The sequence below is a fragment of the Okeania sp. KiyG1 genome (genome assembly GCF_014132355.1).
Lineage (GTDB): Bacteria > Cyanobacteriota > Cyanobacteriia > Cyanobacteriales > Microcoleaceae > Okeania.
Genome location: NZ_BLZO01000028.1, coordinates 40,142 through 63,420, shown reverse-complemented (window position 1 = coordinate 63,420; position 23,279 = coordinate 40,142). Strand labels below are relative to the sequence as shown.

Genomic DNA, 23,279 nt, shown 5'->3' with positions numbered 1-23,279 from the left:
TTACCTATATCCCCAGGCATCACTATTTTGACATCTGGACAAAATCGAGTAATTTCATTGACCCAAGTTCCATCTTCAGGACCTTTGACTACCACTACTGGTAAATTAGGTTGCTTCTGCTGTAGTTCTGTAATAATCTCCTGCCAATAATTAGTAGGGTAGATTTTATCAATACCTTTAATCTGAGCTAGTTGGCTAGAACCGCCATGAATCAGAACATACCCACTTTCCGACACTCCTAAACGTTGTTGTTCAGCTTCTGCCCAATCAATATCTGCTTTAGGTACATTAATAGATAGCCCAGGGAAAGGTGTGACAACATCCATTCCTGGCAATAAATCATGGTACATCTGAGCTGCATATTGTTCAGTTTTCAGGGGTATAGGGCTCGTGAGAAAGATGGCCCCATTACCTGCATAACCTACCCGTTGAGGAATTCCTGTTAACCACAGCAATAGGCCAACTGTCCAACGTTGTCCGAGAGAAATTACTGCTTCGTATTCGCGATCGCGCATAATACCTAACAAGTTTCCCCAGTCAGCGAGACTATTGGCATCTTTGAAGTCATAGGCGAGGACATCCTGTACGGACTTACAAACTCGGTATGCACCCTTTGAGCGAGGTTCTACAATTACATCAATTTGAGATTCTGGATAAGATTTTTTTAGGTCATCCAGAGTAGGAAAGAATAGATTTGGTCGCCAATTCCACCAGGGACAAGGGCTAGTATTCTCATATTTAAGGAATTTAGTTTAATTATTAGTGGAACACAATAGTGACATACTCCCACACTAACCTTGCGGTATAGTGTGGGCTTTCGTTTCGCAGTCCCGGTATCCCGTCGGACTCCACGAGCTTTAAGGACGGAATGCCCTACCGCCCTATTTTTTATATTTATTGCTGCATTCAACTAACCATATCTTACGATTATGATGGGAGCTATTTCTGTAATAGACATTCAATTTTTACCACTATATTGAATTATTCAGAATTATTCATTAGAAATTTAAAACACAAAATTAAATGTATTTATTGATTCCTGCTGCTGGTATGGGACGACGCATGGGAAGCTCGCGAAACAAGCTTTTACTGACTCTATTGGATAAACCTTTGCTCAGTTGGACTCTTGAGGCTGCTTTCAAATCTCATTATATTAATTGGATTGGTATTATTGGCCAACCTGTTGATTTTCCAGATTTTCAAAAGATGATTTCTGGTTTGTCTACTAATAAGTATGTAGAGTTGATTGAGGGAGGATCGACTCGTCAGGAGTCTGTTTATAAGGGTTTACAGGCTTTGCCCCCGGAGGCGGAACAGGTGTTAATTCACGATGGGGCAAGGTGTTTGGCTACTCCAGAACTATTGGATAGGTGTGCGGAGGAAATTCTGAAGTGTCCTGGTTTAATTGCTGCTGTGCCAGTTAAGGACACGATTAAGGTTGTTGATTCATCGGGTGTAATTCAGGATACACCAGATCGTCGTAATTTATGGGCTGCTCAGACGCCTCAAGGTTTTGAGGTGAAGTTGTTGAAGGAATGTCACGAAAAGGGGCGTCAGTTAGGTTGGGAAGTTACTGATGATGCTGCTTTGTTTGAAAAATGTGGTTTGTCTGTAAAGGTTGTTGTGGGGGAGGAGACTAATCTTAAGGTGACAACTCCTGTGGATTTAAGAGTAGCAGAATTTATTTTGATGGAGAGATTGAAAAAGTAAGGCGTTGTTCAGAAATTAATAATTAATAATTAATAATTAATTACTATCGAAATATTGTGGTTTAAAGCCTCCTCTTTTAAGGGGATAATAAATAAAAATTTTTCATGATTAGTCAATCCTCTTCTATTAAAGGAGAGGTAATTCGCGCATTCTAAATTCTAAATTCTAAATTCTTGAACTCTTCCTAAAAAGGAGGGGTGTTCTGCCAGATATCATTCCGGTTAGAAGTTGCTGCATCTGTGCTATTTGTGCCTTGAGGGTTTCAACTTCAGTCTGAGTTTCTGTCAGTTTTTCAGTAATGTAAGGTTGGCTAGGTGAAGTAATAATGTAGGGTTGCATAAGTATCTATGCTGTCAACCGAACTTGTTGTTCTACAGACTAATTTGTCTATTGATTATGAAGATTTTTTGTGAACAAATATAGTAGTTTAACTTAAAAATGAGACGTTTTCTCGTCTGAAACTCCCTAAGCATTAAGCATTAAGCAGTCAGCTATCAGCTTGATCATCTTTAAAGGAGAAAAAAGCAATTTTATCAAAGCTTCAGAGTACGAATGAATTTCTGGTTGAGAATGTAGTAGAAATGAAACGAATGCTTGCTTCATTCATTAAAAAGCTTATAGCTGACTGCTAATAGCTGAATGCGAGCGCATTCCGCAGGAAATGCTTACGAAATTCCCTCATAACAAGAAAGCTTTGTCTCAATCTAAAGTTAAATGACTATATTTGCAAAATGTGATAGCTCTGCTGTAAAGATAGAATCTTAATTTAATTTTGATCATCCTACTACTGGAGTTGTCACGCATCGCCTAATTATTGAGAGGTTGTCTATCTCTTAATTTCAAGTTTTGTATTAATATTAAACCTTTCTGAATTCGTAGTTTTATTTTTATGGAAATTCTTCTTCTCTACTTTTGTTATTCTTACTATTACCTATTTATATGATAGTAATCCGATGGATTTTTGGCATTAATTTAATTGTTGATCGCTTAGAAAAAATCCAATTATCTCTTGAAAGGATTAGAAAAGAAAATGAGTCAACTAAAATTAAATATGACCGAATCATAAGCCAGCAAGAAAAAATTATTAATCTAAACGCAGAGAGAAATAATCGGCAAGCTGAAATGATTGATTTATTGAAATAAACTAAAAATAATGAATCAGATATAGCTTAAAACTCAGACAACCCAGATTTTTTCTTCTCTCCTAAATAACTAAAGGACTTCTTCTTTCTTTCTTCTGCTATAAAAATAATTATTTACTAAGTAATACTTCGATTTAGCTAATATCTTTTATAGTAGTCGAAGGAAAAGGAGTGGACATATCAAGAGCTTAAAACTCAGACAAAGCACGATTTTTCCCGATATCTTAGATGACTAATACCTTCTTACTTCTTACTTATTCCTTCTACTATATCTTTAATTATTTGGGATAAAAGCTAGTATTCAACAATTAATAATTAATAATTAATAATTAACAATTACCTCTCCTTGAAAACGGATAGGATTGACTAATAATGAAAATTTTGTCTTGTTTCCCCTTTAAATAAAGGAGAGGCTTTAAACCTTAATTATTCGGTAAAGTTAGAGTTTATAGCGTTTCTTAAACTAATGAAATATACCTATCTTTAATTTCTATTCGTAAGCATTTCCTGCGGACTGCTGCGCAAACAGCTATTAGCTGTCATCTATCAGTAATAAGACCCTGTGCTTAAGGACAGAGTTTAAATGAATATAGACTTTGGAGTTAACTTTTGTAGTCAGATTTTTCGTTTCTCAATTAATAAAACTTTTATCACCTACTAAAAGAAATAGCTGATAGCTGACGGCTGAATGCTTACTTCTATTCTATTCCCTATTCCCTGCTTTAAATGAATAAATCACAAGTATCACCAATTAATAATATTTGGCTATTTATGATAGTTTCAGCTACAGTTATAGCAGCATATAACGGTAGGATGACAGAAATAACTGAAGCATCATTTGAATCTGTAAAAAATGCTGTTACTTTAGCCATTGGATTAATTGGTAGTATGGCATTATGGTTAGGCATAATTCAAGTAGTTGAAGCAGCAGGAGGAATGATTGTAATTGCTCGTTTAATTCGTCCTGTAATGGTGAAACTTTTTCCTGATATACCTGCATCTCACTCTGCAATGTCTGCCATTATTTTGAATATAGCTGCTAATGCTTTAGGGTTAGGAAATGCTGCGACGCCAATGGGTTTAAAAGCGATGGTAGAAATGGATAAATTAAATCCAGAAAAGGGAACTGCCACAGATGCTATGTGTTTATTTTTAGCTATTAATACTTCTTCAGTTACGATTATTCCTATTAGTGTAATAACTGTTCGAGCTAGTGCTGGTGTTACTAACCCTGGAGATGTTATTTTACCTGCAATTTTTGCTACTTGTTGTTCTACAATTACGGCTATTTTCGCAGCAAAGTTTTTCGCACGTCGGCAATCAATGCCTAGTTTAAATCAATCTATTTCGTCAGAAGATTTAGACGGCAATGATTTATTAGAAGGCGAGACACAGATATCTGAATTAACTCCACCTAATAAAATTGGAAAATTAATTTTTGCTAGTTTAATTGGTGCTTTTTCGGTGCGGTAATTTATCGCTTAAATCTCAAAGGCATAACCTATATTTTTAGTTTTGCTTTTCTGGAGAGTTTGTCTAATTGGTTATTGCCAATATTAATTTGTTCTTTTCTACTTTTTGGCTATTTTCGAGGAGTTAAAGTTTATGAAAAAATGACGGAAGGAGCAAAAGCAGGATTTGAAGTTGCCGTCAGAATAATTCCTTTTATGGTGGCAATTTTTGTGGCAATTGGAATGTTTAGAGCTAGTGGCGCTCTAGATATTTTGGCTGTAATTTTATCGCCTATCACTAATTTAATTGGAATGCCGACTGAAGCACTACCTATGGCATTGATTAGACCTTTATCTGGCAGTGGTGCTTTTGGTATTATGTCGGAAATAGTGACAAATGAACCTAATAGTTTTCTTTCTTATTTAGTATCAACTATGCAGGGTTCTACTGAAACTACTTTTTATGTATTGGCTGTTTATTTTGGTAGTGTCGGAATTAAAAAAACTAGATATGCTTTACCTGCTGCTTTATGTGCTGATGTGGCAGGAATTTTAGCTTCTCTTGTCGTTTGTCGAATGATATTTTGATGATTAAACAAGCATTGAAGAAGGAAGAAGGAAGAAAAGATGGATGGGGACTCAAACCCTAACCAATTGTCAGCATCGTGTAGGCGGCAGGGTATTAAACCCAAAATAAAATGATAATTTCAATTTAAATTTTATTTCTAATCTTATATTAGACATCTCCATAAAAGAGGAAGTAGGTAGTATGGAGTAGGTGGAAATAATTAATAATTTCTGTACGATAATTAATTGTATTTTTATGATCGGAGATGTCTATTTATGAAATATAGCAATACACAGGTAGGTTAGGACTCAATTCGGTTCAGTTAAGGATTTTTTTTGGCAGTTCTGTCATCTGAAGAGCTACTCTAATGGTTCGATACTTTCTAAGCTGAAATGACTCGAATTCTGGAAAAAGCAAATTTTTTATATCTCTGATTATTTCCCTTTTCCTGACTTATTCTTACTACAAAACATGAAGCTAATCATGGAAATTTTCACAAATTTAGTAATTGAAAATAACAACTAAACACTGTTTTGGCTGAATGTATTTCTAGGGAAGAAACCATTTGATATATCTCAACTGAAATGACTCTAATTCTACAAACAGCGAATTTTCTATATCTGTGATTATTTCCCTTGATTTATTTTTCCCTTTTCCTGACTTATTCTTACTACAAAATATGAAGCTAATCATGGAAATTTTCACAAATTTAGTAATTGAAAATAACAATGAAACACTGTTTCGGCTGAAATATTTATAGGGAAGAAATCCTGGTGTCAATCTCCACTGAAATGACTCTAATTCTACAAACAGCGAATTTTCTATATCTGTGATTATTTCCCTTGATTGATTCTTCCTTTTTCCTGATTTACTCTGGCTACAAAATCTGAAGGGAGTCATGGCAATTTTCACAAATATAGTAATTGAAAATAACAATGAAACACTGTTTCGGCTGAAATATTTATAGGGAAGAAATCCTGGTGTCAATCCCCACTGAAATGACTCTAATTCTACAAACAGCGAATTTTCTATATATATGATTATTTCCCTTGATTGATTCTTCCTTTTTCCTGATTTACTCTGGCTACAAAATCTGAAGGGAGTCATGGCAATTTTCACAAATATAGTAATTGAAAATAACAATGAAACACTGTTTCGGCTGAAATATTTATAGGGAAGAAATCCTGGTGTCAATCCCCACTGAAATGACTCTAATTCTACAAACAGTGAAATTTTTATATCTATAATTATTTCCCTTGATTGATTCTTCCTTTTTCCTGATTTACTCTGGCTACAAAATCTGAAGGGAGTCATGGCAATTTTCACAAATATAGTAATTGAAAATAACAATGAAACACTGTTTCGGCTGAAATATTTATAGGGAAGAAATCCTGGTGTCAATCCCCACTGAAATGACTCTAATTCTACAAACAGCGAATTTTCTATATCTATAATTATTTCCCTTGATTGATTCTTCCCTTTTCCTGCTTTACTCTGGCTACAAAATCTGAAGCTAATCATGGCAATTTTCACAAATTATAGTAATTGAAAATAACAATCAAACACTGTTTCGGCTGAATGTATTTCTAGATAATAAACCCTGGTATCCATCTCAATGAAATCTGAAGAAAGTAATGGCAATTTTCACAAATTTAGTAATTTTAGATAACAATGAAATATTGTTGAGACTGAAAGTATTTCCAGGGAATAAACCCTAGTATCCATCTCAACTGAAATGACTCTAATTATACAAACAGCGAATTTTCTATATCTATAATTATTTCCCTTGATTGATTCTTCCTTTTTCCTGATTTATTCTGGCTACGAAATCTGAAGAAAGTCATGGCAATTTTCACAAATTTAGTAATTGAAAATAACAATCAAACACTGTTTTGGCTGAATGTATTTCTAGATAATAAACCCTGGTATCCATCTCAACTGAAATGACTCTAATTATACAAACAGCTAATTTTCTATATATATGATTATTTCCCTTGATTGATTCTTCCTTTTTCCTGCTTTACTCTGGCTACAAAATCTGAAGGGAGTCATGGCAATTTTCACAAATATAGTAATTGAAAATAACAATGAAACACTGTTTCGGCTGAAATATTTATAGGGAAGAAACCCTGGTGTCAATCTCCACTGAAATGACTCTAATTCTACAAACAGTGAAATTTTTATATCTATAATTATTTCCCTTGATTGATTCTTCCTTTTTCCTGATTTATTCTGGCTGCAAAATCTGAAGGGAGTCATGGCAATTTTCACAAATATAGTAATTGAAAATAACAATGAAACACTATTTCGGCTGAATGTATTTCTAGGGAAGAAACCATTTGATATATCTCAACTGAAATGACTATAATTCTACAAACAGTGATTTTTTGTATATCTGATTATTTCCTTTGATTTATTATTCCCTTTTCCTGATTTATTCTGGCTACAAAATCTGAAGGGAGTCATGGCAATTTTCACAAATATAGTAATTGAAAATAACAATGAAACACTGTTTCGGCTGAAATATTTATAGGGAAGAAACCCTGGTGTCAATCTCCACTGAAATGACTCTAATTCTACAAACAGTGAAATTTTTATATCTATAATTATTTCCCTTGATTGATTCTTCCTTTTTCCTGATTTATTCTGGCTACAAAATCTGAAGGGAGTCATGGCAATTTTCACAAATATAGTAATTGAAAATAACAATGAAACACTGTTTCGGCTGAATGTATTTCTAGGGAAGAAACCATTTGATATATCTCAACTGAAATGACTATAATTCTACAAACAGTGATTTTTTGTATATCTGATTATTTCCTGTGATTTATTATTCCCTTTTCCTGATTTATTCTGGCTGCAAAATCTGAATAAAATCACGACAATTTGCGCAAATATAGTAATTGAAAATAACAATGAAACACTGTTTTTGCTGAAATATTTATAGGGAATAAATCCTGGTGTCAATCTCAACTAAAATGACTATAATTCTACAAAAAGCTAATTATCAACTGATGGATATAATGAGTTGCTATCAAATCCAATATTCTACCTATCTCTATCATTATTTCCTTTTATTCATTCTTCCATCTGCAAATTTCATTTCTTCCTTATTACCGAATAATTAAGGTTTAAAGCCTCTCCTTTAAAGGATAAAAAAGCGGTTGAGGGATGGTTTGGTCATCCTAGCAATATCCAATCGACCAAGATAAGAAAAAACTTTCCTTAAGCGTCAATCTTCTCCTTGAAAAGAAGAGGTAATTATTAATTATTAATTATTAATTGTTGAACGTACCTTGCTAAACAAGGAAATTATTGGTATTCTAATTAAAATCCTAATTTTACAACAAAACTCTATGAAAGCCGTCACTATTAATCAGTATGGTTCTATTGATGTCTTGGAATATTCAGATATTAACCAACCTCAAATTACACCAAATCAATTATTAGTAAAAATTCACGCTACAAGTGTTAATCCTGTAGATTGGAAAATTCGACAAGGGCAACTACAATTATTATCAGGTTTTAACTTTCCTATTATTCTAGGTTCTGACTTATCTGGAGTTGTATTAGAAGTAGGAGAACAAGTAAAAAATTTTGAACCAGGAGATGAAATTTATACATTTACTAATCCATTAACAGGAGGTGCTTATGCTGAATATATTGCTATACCTGTAAATACTGCTGCATTAAAACCAAAAAATATGACTCATTCTCAAGCAGCAACAGTTCCAGTTGCAGGTTTAACCGCTTTTCAAGGATTACTTGATTTAGGTCAAATTAGACCAGGACAAAAAGTATTAATTAATGGTGCTTCTGGTGGAGTTGGTATCTTTGCAGTACAAATTGCAAAAGCAATGAAAGCTGAAGTAATAGGTGTTTGTAGTAGTAACAATATTACCCTAGTAGAAAGTTTAGGAGCGAGTCGGGTTATTGATTATAATCAAATTGATTTTACTAAAGAATTAGAGCAGTACGATCTTATTTTTGATGCTGTGGCCAAAGAAACTTTTTCTAGTTGTGAAAATATCTTGAAACCAGAGGGAATTTATATATCTACTCTGCCAACTGTAGACAATTTACCTCCTACTTTCTTAAGCTTATTTGTGCCTGGTAAAAAATCTAAATTAATTCTTGCCCAACCAAACCCCCGTGACTTAAATGCTCTGCGAGAATTCATTGAAGATGGATTAGTTAAATCAATTATTGGCCGTACATATAAATTAGAAGAAATAGCAGAAGCTCATGCCTATAGTGAAATGGGTCATGCTGTAGGAAAAATTGCTATTACAACTGAAGAAACAAGTTTAGTTGACTAATTTTTTCTACTATTACTATAGATAAGTTCAACAATTAATAATTAATAATTAATAATTACCTCTCTTTGAAAAGAAGAGGATTGACTAAAAGGAAAATTTTTCTTCTCTTGATAGGTTGGATATAGCGTTAGCGGAGCGGCTCTGCAAGAGCGGGTTTCCTCGCCATCCCTCGACGGCTTTTCTCCTTTAAAGGAAAGGCTTTAAACCTTAATTATTCGGTAATAAATTGATATGTCGATCAAAAATGAATTTCTAGAAATAGAAACTGCTGCTGGAATAGAAATATACAATCTTACTCCTCAAATTATTGATATCTTAAATGCGAGTGGTATAAAAAATGGGCAAGTAATTGTATTTTCTCGACACACGACTACAGCTTTAGCTATTAACGAAAATGAGGAAAGATTAATTGCAGACCTAAAGGTATATCTGAGAAAGTTAGCGCCGGAGTCTGACAAATATCTCCATAATGATTTGCACCTGCGAGATGTTCCTCCTGATGAACCTATTAATGCTCATTCTCATCTGATGGCAATGACTTTAAATAATAATGAAGTTATTCCTGTTGTGGATGGAAAATTAGCTTTAGGAACTTGGCAGTCAGTATTATTTTTTGAATTAGACGGACCTAGAAAACGAAATATATTAGTACAAGTTAGTGGAGAAGGAAGTAGGGAGTAGGCAGTAGGAAAGAGAGATAAATGTTGAACTGTACTTCACCATCTTAAAAAGTGCTGTAAAATGTGAGGACTTTTAGTAAACAAGGGCTAAAAAATATCTGAAAATTATTTTTTCTACTTCTTCGTTTAAATCTACATTTCCCTAACTCCTGACCTAAGCATTTCCTGCGGAATGCTGCGCAAACAGCTATGAGCAGTCAGCTTTTAGCTGTTTCATAAATAATGAATATACACTTCTCAGGTCAAGGTTAGTTTTTTTTCCAAAGCTTTGAATTCTCTTTAAATTTATCAATACTAACTCCTACTATAAAGGCAATGAATTAATAGCTGAGAGTTGATAGCTGACCGCTTTTTGTGCAGCATTCCCCAGAAAATTCTTATATCCTGACTCCTACAAAAATACTTTTTCAGCAAACCCTAAATAATTGGTAATAGGGTAAGAAAAGCTCACTAGAAAACTTAACAGTAATTTTGGAGTTACAGTCATTTCAGTTTAGATTGAGACAAGTATTTATTGCCATGAAGTACTTTTGATTAGGGTAAGTTTTTCAAGTCAATATTTTGCTTTAATCCTTTCAACATAGGTATGACACTAAGCTCCATTTTTTCGTTATAACTAAAATTGACTATCCCACAGTAATGATGAGAATATTATCTCTATATTTGTGAAGTTCTCTCCCGTTAAATCGGAAATTATAACGGGAGCTTCTAAAACAAAGATAATTGAACCCAAGCTTCAGAAGTTTCTTGTTTCACAGGCTGATTAACATCTAAGCCTCCACAAGCAGACAAGATGATACCCACCTCGTTTAACCCTTTATTTAATATATTAATTGCAGCGTTTTCATCTCTATCTAAAACTGTTCCACATTTATGACAAGAATGAGTTCTAACTGATAAAGTCTTAGGTACTTTGTGGCCACAATTACTACAATTTTGAGAAGTATTATGAGGATGTAGGGGCGAATGGCCATTCGCCCCTACTTACATGAATACCGCGTTTTACCGCTACTGCATTCAGTTTTATTATAAATTCTCCCCAAGCAACATCATAAATTGATTTAGATAGTTTAGTATTTCTAGCTAAACCTCTAATGTTTAAGTCTTCAACGGCAATTAAATCATATTTTTTAACTAATTTATGAGCTGTTTTATAGTGAAAATTTTCTCTTTGTCTAGCAACTTTCTGGTGTAATCTAGCAATTGTGTTCTGTGCTTTTTTCCAGTTATTAGAGCCAATTTTTTTTCTAGATACTTTCCTTTGTTTCCTAGCTAAATTAGATTGTGCTTTTCTATAAAAATTAGGAACAGAAACAGTCTCACCAGTATTAGTAGTCAAGAACTCTTTTAAACCAACGTCTACTCCTACAGCAGTTTTAATATTATCTGTAGGAATTAAACTAGGAACTGATTTATCTTCTAGACTAAAACTGACATAATATCCATCAGCTTTTTTAGTTATAGTTGCAGTTTTAATCGTAAATCCATCTGGTATTGGTCTATGAACTATTACTGAAATAGAACCAAATCTACTAATAATTATGTGTTTACCATCAAACTTAACTGCTGCTTTAGGATGATTAACTCTACTAAAACTTAATGACCTTAACTTGCCTGATTTTTTGAATCTTGGCCTACCAAATCTTTTACCTGTTTTATCTGGTATTAACCAACGTTGCCAAGATTTGTCTAATCTTCTGAGATTATTTTGTTGTACTTCAAAATATATCTCTTTGTATTCTGGAAATAGTTTCTTAGTTTGTTTTAATTGAGCCGATTGATAATGATAGTTTGGTTGGCCTGGAATCTCACCAATAGGACATGAAATCAATGAACAACGGTCTATTTGACATCTGGTTCTATTCAACTAATCTAATCTTTGACCTAAAGCATAATTGTAATGTCTTCTCAAAAGTTCTAACCAATTATCTATCTTGGTTATTTGCTCTTGACTTGGCTTGATTTTGTAGCAATGACTTACGAGCATTTTCTTCTTTTTTGACCAGAAATTTATTCTAATACTTTGCATAAATATTGTGTAGGCATTATGAAAAAAACTGGATTAAACTTACGGATAAGTCAAAACAGGTTAAATAAGCTAAGGTTATATGCAGTCGAGAATGAGAAAACAATGACCCAGGTAATTAGTGATTTCATTGATTCACTAAAACTTAAGTCTAAAAAGTCAGTTTAAAAATCTGAAAATTAAGTCTAAGAGGAAAATAGTTTATATGCTGCCTGTTTTCCTCTCACCGTTAAATCACAGATTATAACGGGAGTCCCCAATAGCTATTTTTTCTGATGGATATAGCAGTTGAAGGAAAGGTTAGCAAAGATCAAAAGCTTAAAACTCAGACAACGTAAGATTTTTCCTTCTTCCAACTTCGGTTCTCCTATATAAAAAGTCTCTAAAAAAATCCTAATTATGACTAAAGAATGGCACGGTAGTCTCAATTTAATTTATGGCAAGCAAAACAACAATACTCAAATTCTGACAAGTAAAAATCAAGCACCATTAAAAATACAAAGACCTTTTTATCCAGAAGGAAATGAAGTTTGTCATAGTGTAATTTTACATACTGCTGGTGGTGTTGTTGGAGGCGATCGCCTTTCTATTAATATCGAATTACAACCAACTACCCATGCTTTAATTACTACTGCTGCTGCTAGTAAAATTTATCGTAGTAATGGTCAGCTTGCTCAACAAAATATTAGTATTTACCTTGGTAGTCAGTCTTGTTTAGAATGGTTCCCTCAACCAACAATACTTTTTAATGGTGCTGAGTATCGGCAAGATTTAAAAGTACATTTAGGAGTAGAAGCAAGTTGGATGAGTTGGGAAATTATTAGATTTGGCAGGAGTGCTAGAGGGGAAAAATTTTTAGCAGGAAATTGGCGTTCGTATACTGAGGTTTGGCAAGAAAATTCTCCTATCTGGATAGACAGACAATGCTTAAAAGGAGGGTCGGAAATGGTTAATAGTCTCTTGGGTTTAGCTGATAATTCTGTAGTTGGAACTTTCATTTTTGTTGGGCAACCTGTTACGTCAGAAGTTGTTACAAAAGCTCGTGACTTGTGGCAAAGTTTAGATATTGATATGTCTGGTGAAGCAGGTGTTACTCGTATTCCTAAAGGGATGATTTGTCGCTATTGTGGGCAGTCAATAATTAATGTGAAAAATTGGTTTAATTTGGTTTGGCATTTTCTCCGGCTTTTTTATTTAAAAAGACCTAGTTGTTCTCCGCGAGTTTGGTCTTAGTTAGGGTTTGCTGAATAAATCTAAAACCATTGACATATAAAGGTTTTAGCATTTTTTAGTTGAAAAAAATCCAAGCTTTTAGGTGCTTAGGTTCAAAAAATTAGCATTTCAGGCGCATAGTTGCGCAGAAAAATCAAAAGACTATTCTTCCTCCTAAGTCCTCTATAATTCCGATTTCTCCTGACTCCTGACTCCTGACTCCTACCCTCACCCATAAGACTTTTTCAGCAAACCCTAGTTAGTAAGCATTTCCTGCGGAATGCGGAGCTAACAGCAGTCACCATTCAGTTATTAACTTATTATCTTAGAAGGAGAATTCAAAATTATGTTTATGCGGCATTTCGTAGGAAAGAAAAAGGTAACAAACTAACCTTAGTAACTTCTGTATGTTCATGCTTCTGGCAAGGGTAGCATGACAAACGAAAATGTTGAATACTATGCTTACCTTAGTTAAGAATAAGTAATACTGTTTGGATAGATATTTGCTAAAAATTAAACATTTTTTGGATTATCATTCTTTGCTTTTTACTCAAATGAGTTTTCCAATATTTGAGGGTTGAGATTGATTGCCATCTCCTGTGTTTTCTGGTGGCGTTCAGAATGAAGTTTTAGTCGATAAAAATGACTATAACTTCTTCATTGCATTTTAGCAGCTATTTGTCAGAGCAGAGATTAACTTCTAGCCAAATGAGTTTTCCAATATTTGAGGGTTGAGATTGATTGCCATCTCCTGTGTTTTCTGGTGGCGTTCAGAATGAAGTTTTAGTCGATAAGAATGACTATAACTTCTTCATTGCATTTTAGCAGCTATTTGTCAGAGCAGAGATTAACTTCTAGCCAAATAAGTTTTCCAATATTTGAGGGTTGAGATTGATTGCCATCTCCTGTGTTTTCTGGTGGCGTTCAGAATGAAGTTTTAGTCGATAAAAATGACTATAACTTCTTCATTGCATTTTAGCAGCTATTTGTCAGAGCAGAGATTAACTTCTAGCCAAAATTGGAAACTCACAACCTCAAATCTACCAAGAACTTTTCTTAGCAATAGGCATCCGCCAACCAGTGCCAAAAGCTCGATCGCTAATTTTCAACCCAGGGGGTGCTTGTCTACGTTTAAATTCTGCCCGCATCACTAACTTTATAACCTTATTTACTACTTCTGAATCATGTCCTGCTGCAATAATTTCTGCCAAAGACTCACACTTTTCTACTAAGCGGTATAAAATATCATCCAAAACTTCATAAGATGGTAAAGAGTCCTCATCTTTTTGACCTTCTTTCAACTCAGCACTAGGAGCTTTAGTCAGAATATTTTCTGGAATAATATTTTGCTGTTCAGTAATTAGTAAGTTTTCAGCTCCATAGAAATTTTGATTATTATTAAATGCCTGTTGATTCAACCACCGACACAGAGAATAAACACGAGTTTTCGGAACATCAGAAATTACTGCTAATCCACCATTCATATCACCATAAAGAGTGCAATAACCGACCGCCATTTCTGACTTATTACCCGTGGATAAAAGCAAATGACCAAACTTATTAGAAATTGCCATTAATAAATTGCCACGAATCCGAGATTGAATATTCTCTTCAGCAATTCCAAAATTTGTACCCGCAAATAAATCTTGCAAACTATTGTCATAACTTTTCATTAAATCCCCAATAGGAATAACTTGTTTAGCAATACCCAAATTTTCCGCTAATTCCAAAGCATCTTTAACAGAATGATCGGAGCTGTACGGAGAAGGCATTAAAATAGTAAAAACATTTTCTTTACCTAAAGCAGCAGTAGCGATCGCTGCGACTAAAGCCGAATCTATTCCCCCACTTAAACCAAGAATAACTTTAGAAAAACCACACTTACGCAGATAATCTTTTACCCCTAAGACCAAAGCAGACCAAATTTCTTCATCCTCACTTTCTGCTAAATATAGACTTTCAAAATTAGTCACAATCAAATCTTTTTTTGCTAGGTTAAATTCAACAACTGCCAAATTTTCTGCAAAAGCACTAGCACGATAAATAGCATTACCAGTCTTATTAAAAGCCACACTACAACCATCAAAAATCAAATCATCATTACCGCCTACCTGATTAACATAAATAATTGGTATTTGATAACTATTTGTACTATTTTCTAACATTGCCTCTCGCAATTTTTGCTTTCCTGCTTGATATGGAGAAGCAGACATATTTACGACAAAATCAACTTGATTTTCTGCTAATTCTTTCATTGGGTCACAAGTATAATTTCGCCTTCCCCAAAATTCAGCATCATTCCATAAATCTTCGCAAATAGTCACACCAATTTTTACTAAAGATTCTGAGCTTTTACCAGGAATTTCTAACGTGAAAAAATCGCTAGTTTTACCAGGTTCAAAATATCGTTGCTCATCAAATACATCATAAGTAGGCAAAAGCCTTTTATGAAATATTTGTTTGACTTTTCCATTACCTAATAAAGCAGCACTATTAAATAATGACTTCCCTCCTGTTTCATTAGCTTGAGAATTAAAAGTTACAGTTCCCACTAAAACTGCTATTTCTGATGGTAAATTTTTGGCTAACTTTTCTAACTCTGTAGCAGCAGCTTCAATTAAACTAGGATAAATTAATAAATCTCGTGGTGGATAACCTATGAGAGATAATTCTGAAGTTATCATCAATTTGGCATCTAAATTTTCTGCTTTTTGTGCAGCTTCTAAAATTAATTTGGCATTTCCTTTAATATCACCAATAGTGGGATTAAGTTGAGCAATTGCAATTTTCATAATTTTTAAATTATTAGAGACTGTGTGTACAGTAAATGTAAGCATTCAGCCGTCAGCTATTAGCTATCAGCTATTAATTTTAGGGAAGGTAAAAGCAACCTTTAAAATTGAAAAAGAATAAAAAGTTACTACCAAAGTTCCTGGACAAAACCTCAGAAGTAATTATTCATTACTAATTGCTGATAGCTGACTGCTGATAGCTGAATGCTTACCAGTAAATATAACAAATGGGAGAGGTAAAGTTGCCAACCTTGATGATATTTGGCAAACAACAAATATTATTTCTGTTACTAAATCTTCTGATTAGAGTAATAATGAATCAAAAAATAATTGCATTATGGTCTACTCCTCGCTCCAGATCCACAGCTTTTAGGTGGATGGTTAAGCAAAGAGGTGATTTTTTGGTACTTCATGAACCTTTTGGTCGTTCAGCACACTATAGTGAGGAACGTATTTTTAATCGTGTGCCAGATATCACACCACAAGCAGAATATAATTATCAGAATGTATTGCAAGACTTAAAGGTAAAATCTCAGAATAACAGATTGTTTATAAAAGATTTTCCTTTACACTTTATGCAAATTATAAATAATGAATTTATTGATTATTTCCAGCATACTTTTTTAATTCGCAATCCTGCTCAAATGCTACTTTTCTATTATTATAAAATGCCCGATATTGATTTTGAGGAATGTGGTTATAAACAACTTTTTGAACTTTTCAACAAAGTCATTGAGTCTACAGGTAAAATTCCTGTTGTTATTAATGCTGACGATCTTGTAGAAAATACAACAAATATAATTAAGGAGTATTGTTCGAGAATAGGTATTCCGTTTATACCAGAAGCATTAAATTGGAATCCTCCTGGCAATTCTAATGAAATAAGTTGGTGGGATAATGGAAGTTTGCATGACAATTTACGAATTAGTTATGGGTTTCAAAATACTGAGAAATCTTACTTAAAAATTCATCAAGACCAAAAATTGCTTTCTCTCTACAATTTGTGTATGCCATACTACGAAAAGCTGAACCAACACCGTTTATTGGAAGGAAAATGAATAAGAGACGGAAACAGTTATAGTTTAATTCTAGTAGGGTGCGTTAATGAAATGTAACGCACCGCCTCTCTCAAATATTTCTAATATCCCAAATATTTCTTCAATATCCTAAATATTTATAAACCAAATATTTCGATCAGTTACGCTTTGCTAACGCACCCTACTATCGTGTCAAGCCTTAAATGTTGTATTAAAATTTTGGACAAAAACAATATATATAAATTTTGCCATTTTCCTATTACCCTATTTTAAGCTTGACGCGCTACTACTAGACTCTAAGCAAACTAATTAAAATACCGAAAATTTTTGATAAATTATTGATAGAATATTCCTCCAAATCTACAGTTATAGTTTCGGACTCTAGCTCTAAAAATTGCCAAACTGTTCCCGTTGTCACAACACCATAAATTTTATTAATATTGTTGCCTTTTCTTTGATTAAAAATTTGAGCAGCTATCATCTCTGCAATACATTGAGAAAAACCAGATTTCAGATTATCGTTTTTGGCTTCTACCAAAGCAACAACTGGCGCTTCAATCACAAGTTGTCTGGTAGAACGACTAATAATAAAATCACAAAAACCATTTAAACCTTGGTCAGAATTAACGTTAAATTCTATTCCTGAAAAAATGCTAATTTGATTATTGAGTTGTTTCTTTACCTCTACTAACATTGGTGCAACAATTAACTCAGAACGTGCTTTTTCTGAACCAATAGCAACTGCTAAAGGTATATAGTCTTGGAAAAGTTCTTGTAAAATTTTACTAGGTAAAACTTCTGGTAAATTGTTGAATTTACCTCTAAGTTCAACTAAATTTAGATTAAAATTTGTTAGTAGTTCATCTAAGTTAAATTTACTGTAAGACATTTTTAAATAATGAATAATAAATAATTAACAATTACCTATTCTTATTAAATAAGAAGAATAAAGAAACCAGGTTTCTGAGTTTGCCTGCGTAACTCCTGATTATACAGCAAATTACAAGTATCTGAAGTACAAATATTAATAATTAAATCTTCTCAGTGCTAGCATCTTGCTCGCGTAAGTGTACCTCACTGAAGTGGAATACGCTGTATTATAAAATAACACCTACCTTACAAATAATATTAATTACTAACTGGAAAACCAATCATTTCTAAAGTTTTAGATAAGTTGGAAAAGCGACCGCTCTTTTTCTTTACAAAAAGAGGTAATTATTAATTATTATTAGTCGGTTAGTAATTATTTTTACTACTTTTAACCTCTCCCCACACCTCCCACACTTCCCACACTTCTCCACCCAATCAGATATGGCATTCTTTTTGAGAAATGGTATTGCTCCTACCTCCTCGCTCCCGATCCATTTCTCCTGTCTCCTGTCTCCTGTCTCTTGTCTCCTACCCCTACTAAAAGACTTTTGAGCGCAAACCCTAAATATCTTTTCGTTCGTACCTAATTAAATTAAATCCTTCACTTTCTAATGGAGGCTGAAAATATTTAGTAATTGCATCAAACTCTTCTTCTGAAGTAAATCGCGCTCCATTCGGTTTATCTTTGCTTCTTTCTTTCAGTTGACGCTTACAAATTTCATCACTCGCATCAATGAAGTGAAGAATATGTGACACATTTACCTGTTCATAAATACCACGAAACCAATTACGTTGAGCTGGGGTATTTCCGGGAAAATCTAGCACTACAGATATACCATGAGAAAGTAGTAACTTAATATGTTCTGACATGATATTTTTCAGACGACTCGAATATTTTATATACCCAGGAATATCGGTTATTTCTTCTGGATAAAGTTGGGAAAGCCAATTGTCTTCTTCTAAAAGAAGAGCATTGTGTTTCTCTGATAAATGTTTTGCTAAAGTAGATTTTCCAGCAGCCATTTTTCCACAAAAGAAATGTAATGTTGTATTTTTATCCATAGACCAACGAATTTTATACCTCACTCTTCTTGGGAATTGCTATAGATAAAATATTACAACCTATTTTAGGATTTATATACACAGAATTATTTACACCAACACTAAATTATTACCAAAAAATGAGGTTCAAAGCTTCCCCTTTTATACCAATTCCTAAAAGTAACGCTATACTTGGGTAAAACTTCAATTATTAATTAATCAAAACAGCTATAATCATTTTTTTGCTAATAATAGCCTAGTTAATGTTAATTATTCTTACTTTTTATTTCTCCCCCACTCCCCTACTCCCCTACTTCCCCTCCTGGGAGGGGTTAGGGTGGGTCCCCTGCTCAACAAAATGTAGAAAAGTTTTTGATAAATGGTATTAAGGGGATAAAAAAAATATTCACCATACATATTTCAAACCTCTGACTAAAATCGGAGGTACTGATAACTGATAACTAAAATTACTTTCCCTCTTCTGTCCACAGAACATACTGTTTCCAGACTGAATTTAAACTAAAATAAGTAGTCTTATCTTCTTGTTTGATATCTAATAATAATCGTCTTTTTAGTGACTGTATAGAATTCAATAAGTCTGATGTTGATAACTCCACAATTTTGTCAATTTTATGCAAGGTAACAGGTTTATTTTCTTGAGCAAGTTGAATTATGATTGTTTGCTCATTCTGAGTTATTCGTGGGAAAATTTTATCTAATTATGCTACTAGAGATTCGCTTAAAATTACTTTTTCCCATTGCAAAAATTTAGCAACACTACTGTCAAATAATTCTTGAATCATAGTGGCAGTAAATTCTATCCACCGAGGGTTGCCTTGATAGATATCAATTAATTTTTCCCAAGTTTCTTCGTCTGATAATTTATGGTTATCCAGAATTTGTTTTGCTGCTAATCCTAAACTACTTAAAATGAGCGATCGCACAGAATTATTTTTTGTTTCTAGTTGAGTTATTTCTATGGGTTTTTCTCTACTGTTTAATATTAAGCAACTTTGATGGTTCATTTGGGCAATAAGCTGAAAAAATATCTGGTAATTTTCAGATTCGGTTTGATATTGACCTGCTATTTTTCCACTACAAAAAAGCATTTGTAGGTCATCAAGAATAATCAAACAACGATATTGATTTAGGTAGTTAAGTAGTTGAGATATTTTGGTTTCAATATTTTGGGAAATATCTGCTTCTTGGGGAAAAATTTTTAATAGGTTGGTAAGAGTTACATCAAGGGTGGGGGAAAAGCGCAAGCTCCGATAAATGATGTAATTAAAATTAGTTTTTATTTGTTTGATTAATTGGAGTGTTAGGGTTGTTTTGCCTATACCACTAATTCCTAAAAGTGCAATGAGGCGAGATGAATCTTTTAATATCCAGTTTTCTAAAGTTGTTAGTTCGGAAGAGCGATCGTAGAAGTTGAAAATTTCGGGTGCTTCAGCTAAATCTAGTTATGGTTGATTTTTAGATTCTTGGGAATTTTCTGAAGAAGTAGGCGATCGCTCTCTATCTGGAAAAATATTAATATTATGAGTATTAGCTGTGGGATTAGTATGACAATTTCCTAAAATAATAGCTGATGAAAAATTCTGTCTTTTATCTTTTCACATATACCTTTAAAATTAGTCTTGCTAATTTTTTCACCTAATATTAATGAGAGAAGATTCCATAATTCTTTCCCGACATTTTTAACATGACTTTCAGTGACATCTCCCACACTAAGCTGAGGCTATAGTGTCGGCTTCTCGCTTCGTAGCCCCGGTATCCCGTCGGGCTCCACGAGCTTTAAAGACGGAATGCCCTACCGCCCTATTTTTTATATTTATCGCCGCATTTAAGTCGCGGTCTATTACTATGCCGCAGTGCGGACAAGAATGGGTTCTTTGAGATAATTTTTTGGGAACTTTTTCCCCGCAATTTGAGCAATCTTGGCTGGTATTTTTGGGGTTCACTCCTATAGTTTTCTGTCCAGCATTTCCGGCTTTGACAGTTAAAATAGATAGGAATTGTCCCCATCCAGCATCGTTAATTGATTTACTCAAACGAGTCTTTGCTAGCCCTTTTATATTTAAGTTTTCATGGGCGATAACTTCTGCTTTTGATAACAATTCATTGGCTGTTTTAAAGTGGAAATCTTTACGTTTATCAGCCACTTTTTTATGTTGTTTGGCAACAGCTTTGACAGCCTTTAGCCACCTTTTACTTCCTTTTTTCTTTCGAGATAAACGTTTCTGTAGAGTCTTTAATCGCTTCTGAGATTTTCGATAGTATTGAGGTATGGGGACAGATTCTCCTTCACTTGTTACTAAGAATTCCTTCAACCCCATATCAATTCCCAGAGTATTTTTTAATGTAGGTTCAACTTCAGTTGTTAAAGGTGGAACTAATTTGTCTTCTAAGGATAAAGTCACATAATAACCATCTGCTTTACGACTAATCGTCACAGTTTTAATTTGAAAACCATCAGGTAAAGGTCGATGTTGAATCAACTTTATATTGCCTATTTTTGGCAAGTTTATCTTGTTTTCTTGAATGCAGTCTTGCTTGATTTGAGGATAAGTAAAACTGCGATAACGTCCTTTTCCTTTAAATCTTGGTTTCCCTGATTTATGTCCATTTTTGTCTGCTTTCAACCATCTATCAAAGGCAAGTTTTACTCGTTTTATGCAATCCTGTAAAACTTGAGAATGAATCAGCTTGTACTCAGGAAACTGGTGTTTGGTATTGACCAAATCTTTTTTTTGAGAGTAATAATTTGGATTATCTCTTAGTTGAGGAATTGGCATGACTAAGGGGCAAGCGTTAACTGGACAAAGGTTTTCTTCCCACCACGATAACCGTTCACCTAACCGATAGTTGTACTGCCGACGCAACAATTCTAACCACATTTCTATGGTGGCTACTTGTTCTTTGTTGGGCCTTAATTTATATTGGTAGGCAGTGCGCATGGTGGAAAATTTCCAGGGTTATAGCAAGATAATAATACAAGTTTTTCAACCAGGGCGAAAGCTTCTGCTGGGATAGCATGCAAATTTAATGGGCATCGAACCTAAAATAGGATTGTTTGCTAGTATAAAAAATCTCTAACAATGGCTAAATAAAACCAACGGAACATCAAATTATGAAATAGTATAGTAGGGTAGGGTGTGTTTCGGATATTTCCATTTCACATAATGTTTCTCTCTTTATCAAACCAAACCACCTTACAAGGTAAAACAAACCTTCTATTTCCTAATCATATCTATCAGGAGTCAATGATTATGAAAATTGGAACTACATTCAGTAAATTATTAACAGTTACTGGAGGATTAATAGTCGTAGCAGGAGCTAGTGGAAATGCTCATGCAGCAACACTAGGTGTTGAACTCGTGCAAAATGGTAATGCGGAAACAGGAGATACTACTGGATGGTTGAGTACGGGTATAAATGTTGTTACTACTGCAAGACCATACTTGTCACCTTCTCCAGTAGATATTGGTACCTATTCTTTTACAGGTAGCACAGGTCCTGCTGATTCTCAAGCGTTGCTACAATCAATAGATGTTAGCTCTCTAGCTCTACAAATTGATCAAGGTGATATTGTGTCTTCATTTAGCGTTTTATTACAATCTCGTAGCATTCCTGGTGTAAGTGATATTGGAAAAGCAACCTTATCATTTTTGGATCAAAGTAATAATGTACTCCTATCAGAAGTTTTTATTGACAACCCTGTTCCAGATATCTTTGACTGGAATCAATTTTTTGATCAAAGAATAGTACCTGTAAACACCCGCTCTATAGAAATTATTCTTGATTCAAGCCGTAATTTAGGCATATCTTCTGATAGTTTTTTTGACGAAGTTTCTCTAACCCTTAATTCCTCCGGTAACCAATCTGTGCCAGAACCTACATCTGTACTAAGTTTAATTGCTTTGGGTGTTCTAGGTTTCGGTTCACGCTTGTTAAAGCGAACATCACGATAGTTTGGTAGGGTCTGTTAGCGTTTGCTCTGCATTCCGCAGGAAAGCGTAACTGAGCGAAACATTTATTTGGGACAGTGGTGCGTTACATTTCACTAACACACCCTACTGGACTTTGTCAATACTGTAACTGCTAAAGTTAAAAAGGTGAGCAATATTCCTGCTGATATTCTAGATGAAATTGAAAGTAAAAGTCGCGTTGAAATAAGTTTTTAATTTGATGATTGATTTGACTTTTATTTAATATGAAATCCGATTAAAAAATTGTCATTACAAAAGTCGGGAAGCAATTCCAAAGTCATAGAGATTGCTTCCTTCAACAAAGTGCATTGAAAAATACATTATTTTGAGAACTGAAGTAGTTTTGCCTGCCTACTATACTCTTTACCGAATAATTAAGGTAAAAATCCTCTCCTTTAAAGGAGAAACAAGAAAAAAATTTCCTTTTATTCAATCCTCT

Annotated in this window: 17 protein-coding genes and 2 pseudogenes; 8 read left to right on the top strand and 11 right to left on the bottom strand. The window is 33.8% G+C overall.

The annotated features are described in order from the left end of the window. Positions 1 to 736: pseudogene (locus SAGCYANO_RS04025) on the bottom strand (glycosyltransferase family 9 protein); the annotation flags it as partial. A 287-nt stretch (positions 737 to 1,023) separates the two neighbouring features. On the opposite strand from SAGCYANO_RS04025, the gene ispD reads away from it, so the two are divergent. Beyond that, a complete protein-coding gene (gene ispD / locus SAGCYANO_RS04020) occupies positions 1,024 to 1,710 on the top strand; it encodes a 2-C-methyl-D-erythritol 4-phosphate cytidylyltransferase (RefSeq protein WP_202218899.1) in 687 nt (228 codons plus the stop codon). A gap of 165 nt (positions 1,711 to 1,875) precedes the next feature. Here ispD and SAGCYANO_RS04015 read toward each other — a convergent pair whose 3' ends face one another. Beyond that, entirely contained in the window at positions 1,876 to 2,049 is a 174-nt protein-coding gene (locus SAGCYANO_RS04015) for a hypothetical protein (protein WP_202218898.1), read from the bottom strand. A gap of 1,529 nt (positions 2,050 to 3,578) precedes the next feature. Here SAGCYANO_RS04015 and SAGCYANO_RS43970 point away from each other — a divergent pair. Both SAGCYANO_RS43970 and SAGCYANO_RS43965 read left to right on the top strand, forming a co-directional pair. Then, the gene (locus SAGCYANO_RS43970) at positions 3,579 to 4,325 is read left to right on the top strand and encodes a nucleoside recognition domain-containing protein (RefSeq protein ID WP_237395740.1); all 747 of its coding nucleotides are present in this window, start codon (positions 3,579 to 3,581) and stop codon (positions 4,323 to 4,325) included. 59 nt (positions 4,326 to 4,384) lie between these two features. Beyond that, positions 4,385 to 4,891 carry a spore maturation protein gene (locus tag SAGCYANO_RS43965; protein ID WP_237395738.1) on the top strand — a complete coding sequence of 169 codons (507 nt, stop codon included), beginning with the start codon at positions 4,385 to 4,387 and terminating at the stop codon, positions 4,889 to 4,891. Positions 4,892 to 5,420: 529 nt separating this feature from the next. On the opposite strand, the gene SAGCYANO_RS04000 is transcribed toward SAGCYANO_RS43965, so the two are convergent. Then, positions 5,421 to 6,392 carry a hypothetical protein gene (locus tag SAGCYANO_RS04000; protein WP_202218896.1) on the bottom strand — a complete coding sequence of 324 codons (972 nt, stop codon included), beginning with the start codon at positions 6,390 to 6,392 and terminating at the stop codon, positions 5,421 to 5,423. Positions 6,393 to 8,227: 1,835 nt separating this feature from the next. Here SAGCYANO_RS04000 and SAGCYANO_RS03995 point away from each other — a divergent pair. Next, entirely contained in the window at positions 8,228 to 9,190 is a 963-nt protein-coding gene (locus SAGCYANO_RS03995) for an NAD(P)-dependent alcohol dehydrogenase (RefSeq protein ID WP_202218895.1), read from the top strand. Between the two features lie 231 nt (positions 9,191 to 9,421). Next, complete coding sequence (locus SAGCYANO_RS03990) at positions 9,422 to 9,871, top strand: secondary thiamine-phosphate synthase enzyme YjbQ (RefSeq protein WP_202218894.1); 450 nt, start codon at positions 9,422 to 9,424, stop codon at positions 9,869 to 9,871. A gap of 707 nt (positions 9,872 to 10,578) precedes the next feature. Here SAGCYANO_RS03990 and SAGCYANO_RS43960 read toward each other — a convergent pair. From SAGCYANO_RS43960 to SAGCYANO_RS03980, 3 genes and pseudogenes are all read right to left on the bottom strand, one after another. After that, positions 10,579 to 10,767, bottom strand: a pseudogene (locus SAGCYANO_RS43960) (zinc ribbon domain-containing protein); the annotation flags it as partial. Positions 10,768 to 10,816: 49 nt separating this feature from the next. Further along, positions 10,817 to 11,737, bottom strand: a complete 921-nt coding sequence (locus SAGCYANO_RS03985; protein WP_237395736.1) for a transposase — start codon at positions 11,735 to 11,737, stop codon at positions 10,817 to 10,819. Next, complete coding sequence (locus SAGCYANO_RS03980; RefSeq protein WP_202218893.1) at positions 11,738 to 11,857, bottom strand: helix-turn-helix domain-containing protein; 120 nt, start codon at positions 11,855 to 11,857, stop codon at positions 11,738 to 11,740. Positions 11,858 to 12,295: 438 nt separating this feature from the next. Between SAGCYANO_RS03980 and SAGCYANO_RS03975 the strand changes: the two genes are divergently transcribed. Beyond that, entirely contained in the window at positions 12,296 to 13,129 is an 834-nt protein-coding gene (locus SAGCYANO_RS03975; RefSeq protein ID WP_202218892.1) for an urease accessory protein UreD, read from the top strand. Between the two features lie 1,019 nt (positions 13,130 to 14,148). Here SAGCYANO_RS03975 and SAGCYANO_RS03970 read toward each other — a convergent pair. Continuing rightward, the gene (locus SAGCYANO_RS03970; RefSeq protein WP_202218891.1) at positions 14,149 to 15,900 is read right to left on the bottom strand and encodes an NAD+ synthase; all 1,752 of its coding nucleotides are present in this window, start codon (positions 15,898 to 15,900) and stop codon (positions 14,149 to 14,151) included. A 227-nt stretch (positions 15,901 to 16,127) separates the two neighbouring features. On the opposite strand from SAGCYANO_RS03970, the gene SAGCYANO_RS03965 reads away from it, so the two are divergent. Continuing rightward, positions 16,128 to 16,958, top strand: a complete 831-nt coding sequence (locus SAGCYANO_RS03965; RefSeq protein ID WP_202218890.1) for a sulfotransferase family protein — start codon at positions 16,128 to 16,130, stop codon at positions 16,956 to 16,958. A 268-nt stretch (positions 16,959 to 17,226) separates the two neighbouring features. On the opposite strand, the gene SAGCYANO_RS03960 is transcribed toward SAGCYANO_RS03965, so the two are convergent. The 4 genes from SAGCYANO_RS03960 to SAGCYANO_RS03945 all read right to left on the bottom strand — a co-directional run bounded on the left by SAGCYANO_RS03960 (position 17,227) and on the right by SAGCYANO_RS03945 (position 21,808). Continuing rightward, positions 17,227 to 17,826: a hypothetical protein gene (locus SAGCYANO_RS03960; RefSeq protein WP_202218889.1), complete on the bottom strand. Its 600-nt coding sequence runs from the start codon at positions 17,824 to 17,826 to the stop codon at positions 17,227 to 17,229. Positions 17,827 to 18,368: 542 nt separating this feature from the next. Continuing rightward, entirely contained in the window at positions 18,369 to 18,893 is a 525-nt protein-coding gene (locus tag SAGCYANO_RS03955) for an ATP-binding protein (RefSeq protein ID WP_237395730.1), read from the bottom strand. 674 nt (positions 18,894 to 19,567) lie between these two features. Next, on the bottom strand, positions 19,568 to 20,236 hold the full coding sequence (locus SAGCYANO_RS43955) for an ATP-binding protein (protein WP_237395743.1): 669 nt from the start codon (positions 20,234 to 20,236) through the stop codon (positions 19,568 to 19,570). Between the two features lie 342 nt (positions 20,237 to 20,578). Next, positions 20,579 to 21,808, bottom strand: a complete 1,230-nt coding sequence (locus SAGCYANO_RS03945) for an RNA-guided endonuclease TnpB family protein (RefSeq protein WP_202218887.1) — start codon at positions 21,806 to 21,808, stop codon at positions 20,579 to 20,581. 312 nt (positions 21,809 to 22,120) lie between these two features. Between SAGCYANO_RS03945 and SAGCYANO_RS03940 the strand changes: the two genes are divergently transcribed. Next, entirely contained in the window at positions 22,121 to 22,822 is a 702-nt protein-coding gene (locus SAGCYANO_RS03940) for a PEP-CTERM sorting domain-containing protein (protein WP_202218886.1), read from the top strand. The last annotated feature ends 457 nt before the right edge of the window (positions 22,823 to 23,279 follow it).

What these genes read in the sequence shown, in the direction of transcription:
- ispD (WP_202218899.1), top strand. Translation starts at nt 1,024, where the DNA reads ATGTATTTATTGATTCCTGCTGCTGGTATGGGACGACGCATGGGAAGC.
- SAGCYANO_RS04015 (WP_202218898.1), bottom strand. Translation starts at nt 2,049, where the DNA reads ATGCAACCCTACATTATTACTTCACCTAGCCAACCTTACATTACTGAA.
- SAGCYANO_RS43970 (WP_237395740.1), top strand. Translation starts at nt 3,579, where the DNA reads ATGAATAAATCACAAGTATCACCAATTAATAATATTTGGCTATTTATG.
- SAGCYANO_RS04000 (WP_202218896.1), bottom strand. Translation starts at nt 6,392, where the DNA reads ATGATTAGCTTCAGATTTTGTAGCCAGAGTAAAGCAGGAAAAGGGAAG.
- SAGCYANO_RS03995 (WP_202218895.1), top strand. Translation starts at nt 8,228, where the DNA reads ATGAAAGCCGTCACTATTAATCAGTATGGTTCTATTGATGTCTTGGAA.
- SAGCYANO_RS03990 (WP_202218894.1), top strand. Translation starts at nt 9,422, where the DNA reads ATGTCGATCAAAAATGAATTTCTAGAAATAGAAACTGCTGCTGGAATA.
- SAGCYANO_RS03980 (WP_202218893.1), bottom strand. Translation starts at nt 11,857, where the DNA reads ATGCTCGTAAGTCATTGCTACAAAATCAAGCCAAGTCAAGAGCAAATA.
- SAGCYANO_RS03975 (WP_202218892.1), top strand. Translation starts at nt 12,296, where the DNA reads ATGACTAAAGAATGGCACGGTAGTCTCAATTTAATTTATGGCAAGCAA.
- SAGCYANO_RS03970 (WP_202218891.1), bottom strand. Translation starts at nt 15,900, where the DNA reads ATGAAAATTGCAATTGCTCAACTTAATCCCACTATTGGTGATATTAAA.
- SAGCYANO_RS03965 (WP_202218890.1), top strand. Translation starts at nt 16,128, where the DNA reads ATGGGAGAGGTAAAGTTGCCAACCTTGATGATATTTGGCAAACAACAA.
- SAGCYANO_RS03960 (WP_202218889.1), bottom strand. Translation starts at nt 17,826, where the DNA reads ATGTCTTACAGTAAATTTAACTTAGATGAACTACTAACAAATTTTAAT.
- SAGCYANO_RS03945 (WP_202218887.1), bottom strand. Translation starts at nt 21,808, where the DNA reads ATGCGCACTGCCTACCAATATAAATTAAGGCCCAACAAAGAACAAGTA.
- SAGCYANO_RS03940 (WP_202218886.1), top strand. Translation starts at nt 22,121, where the DNA reads ATGAAAATTGGAACTACATTCAGTAAATTATTAACAGTTACTGGAGGA.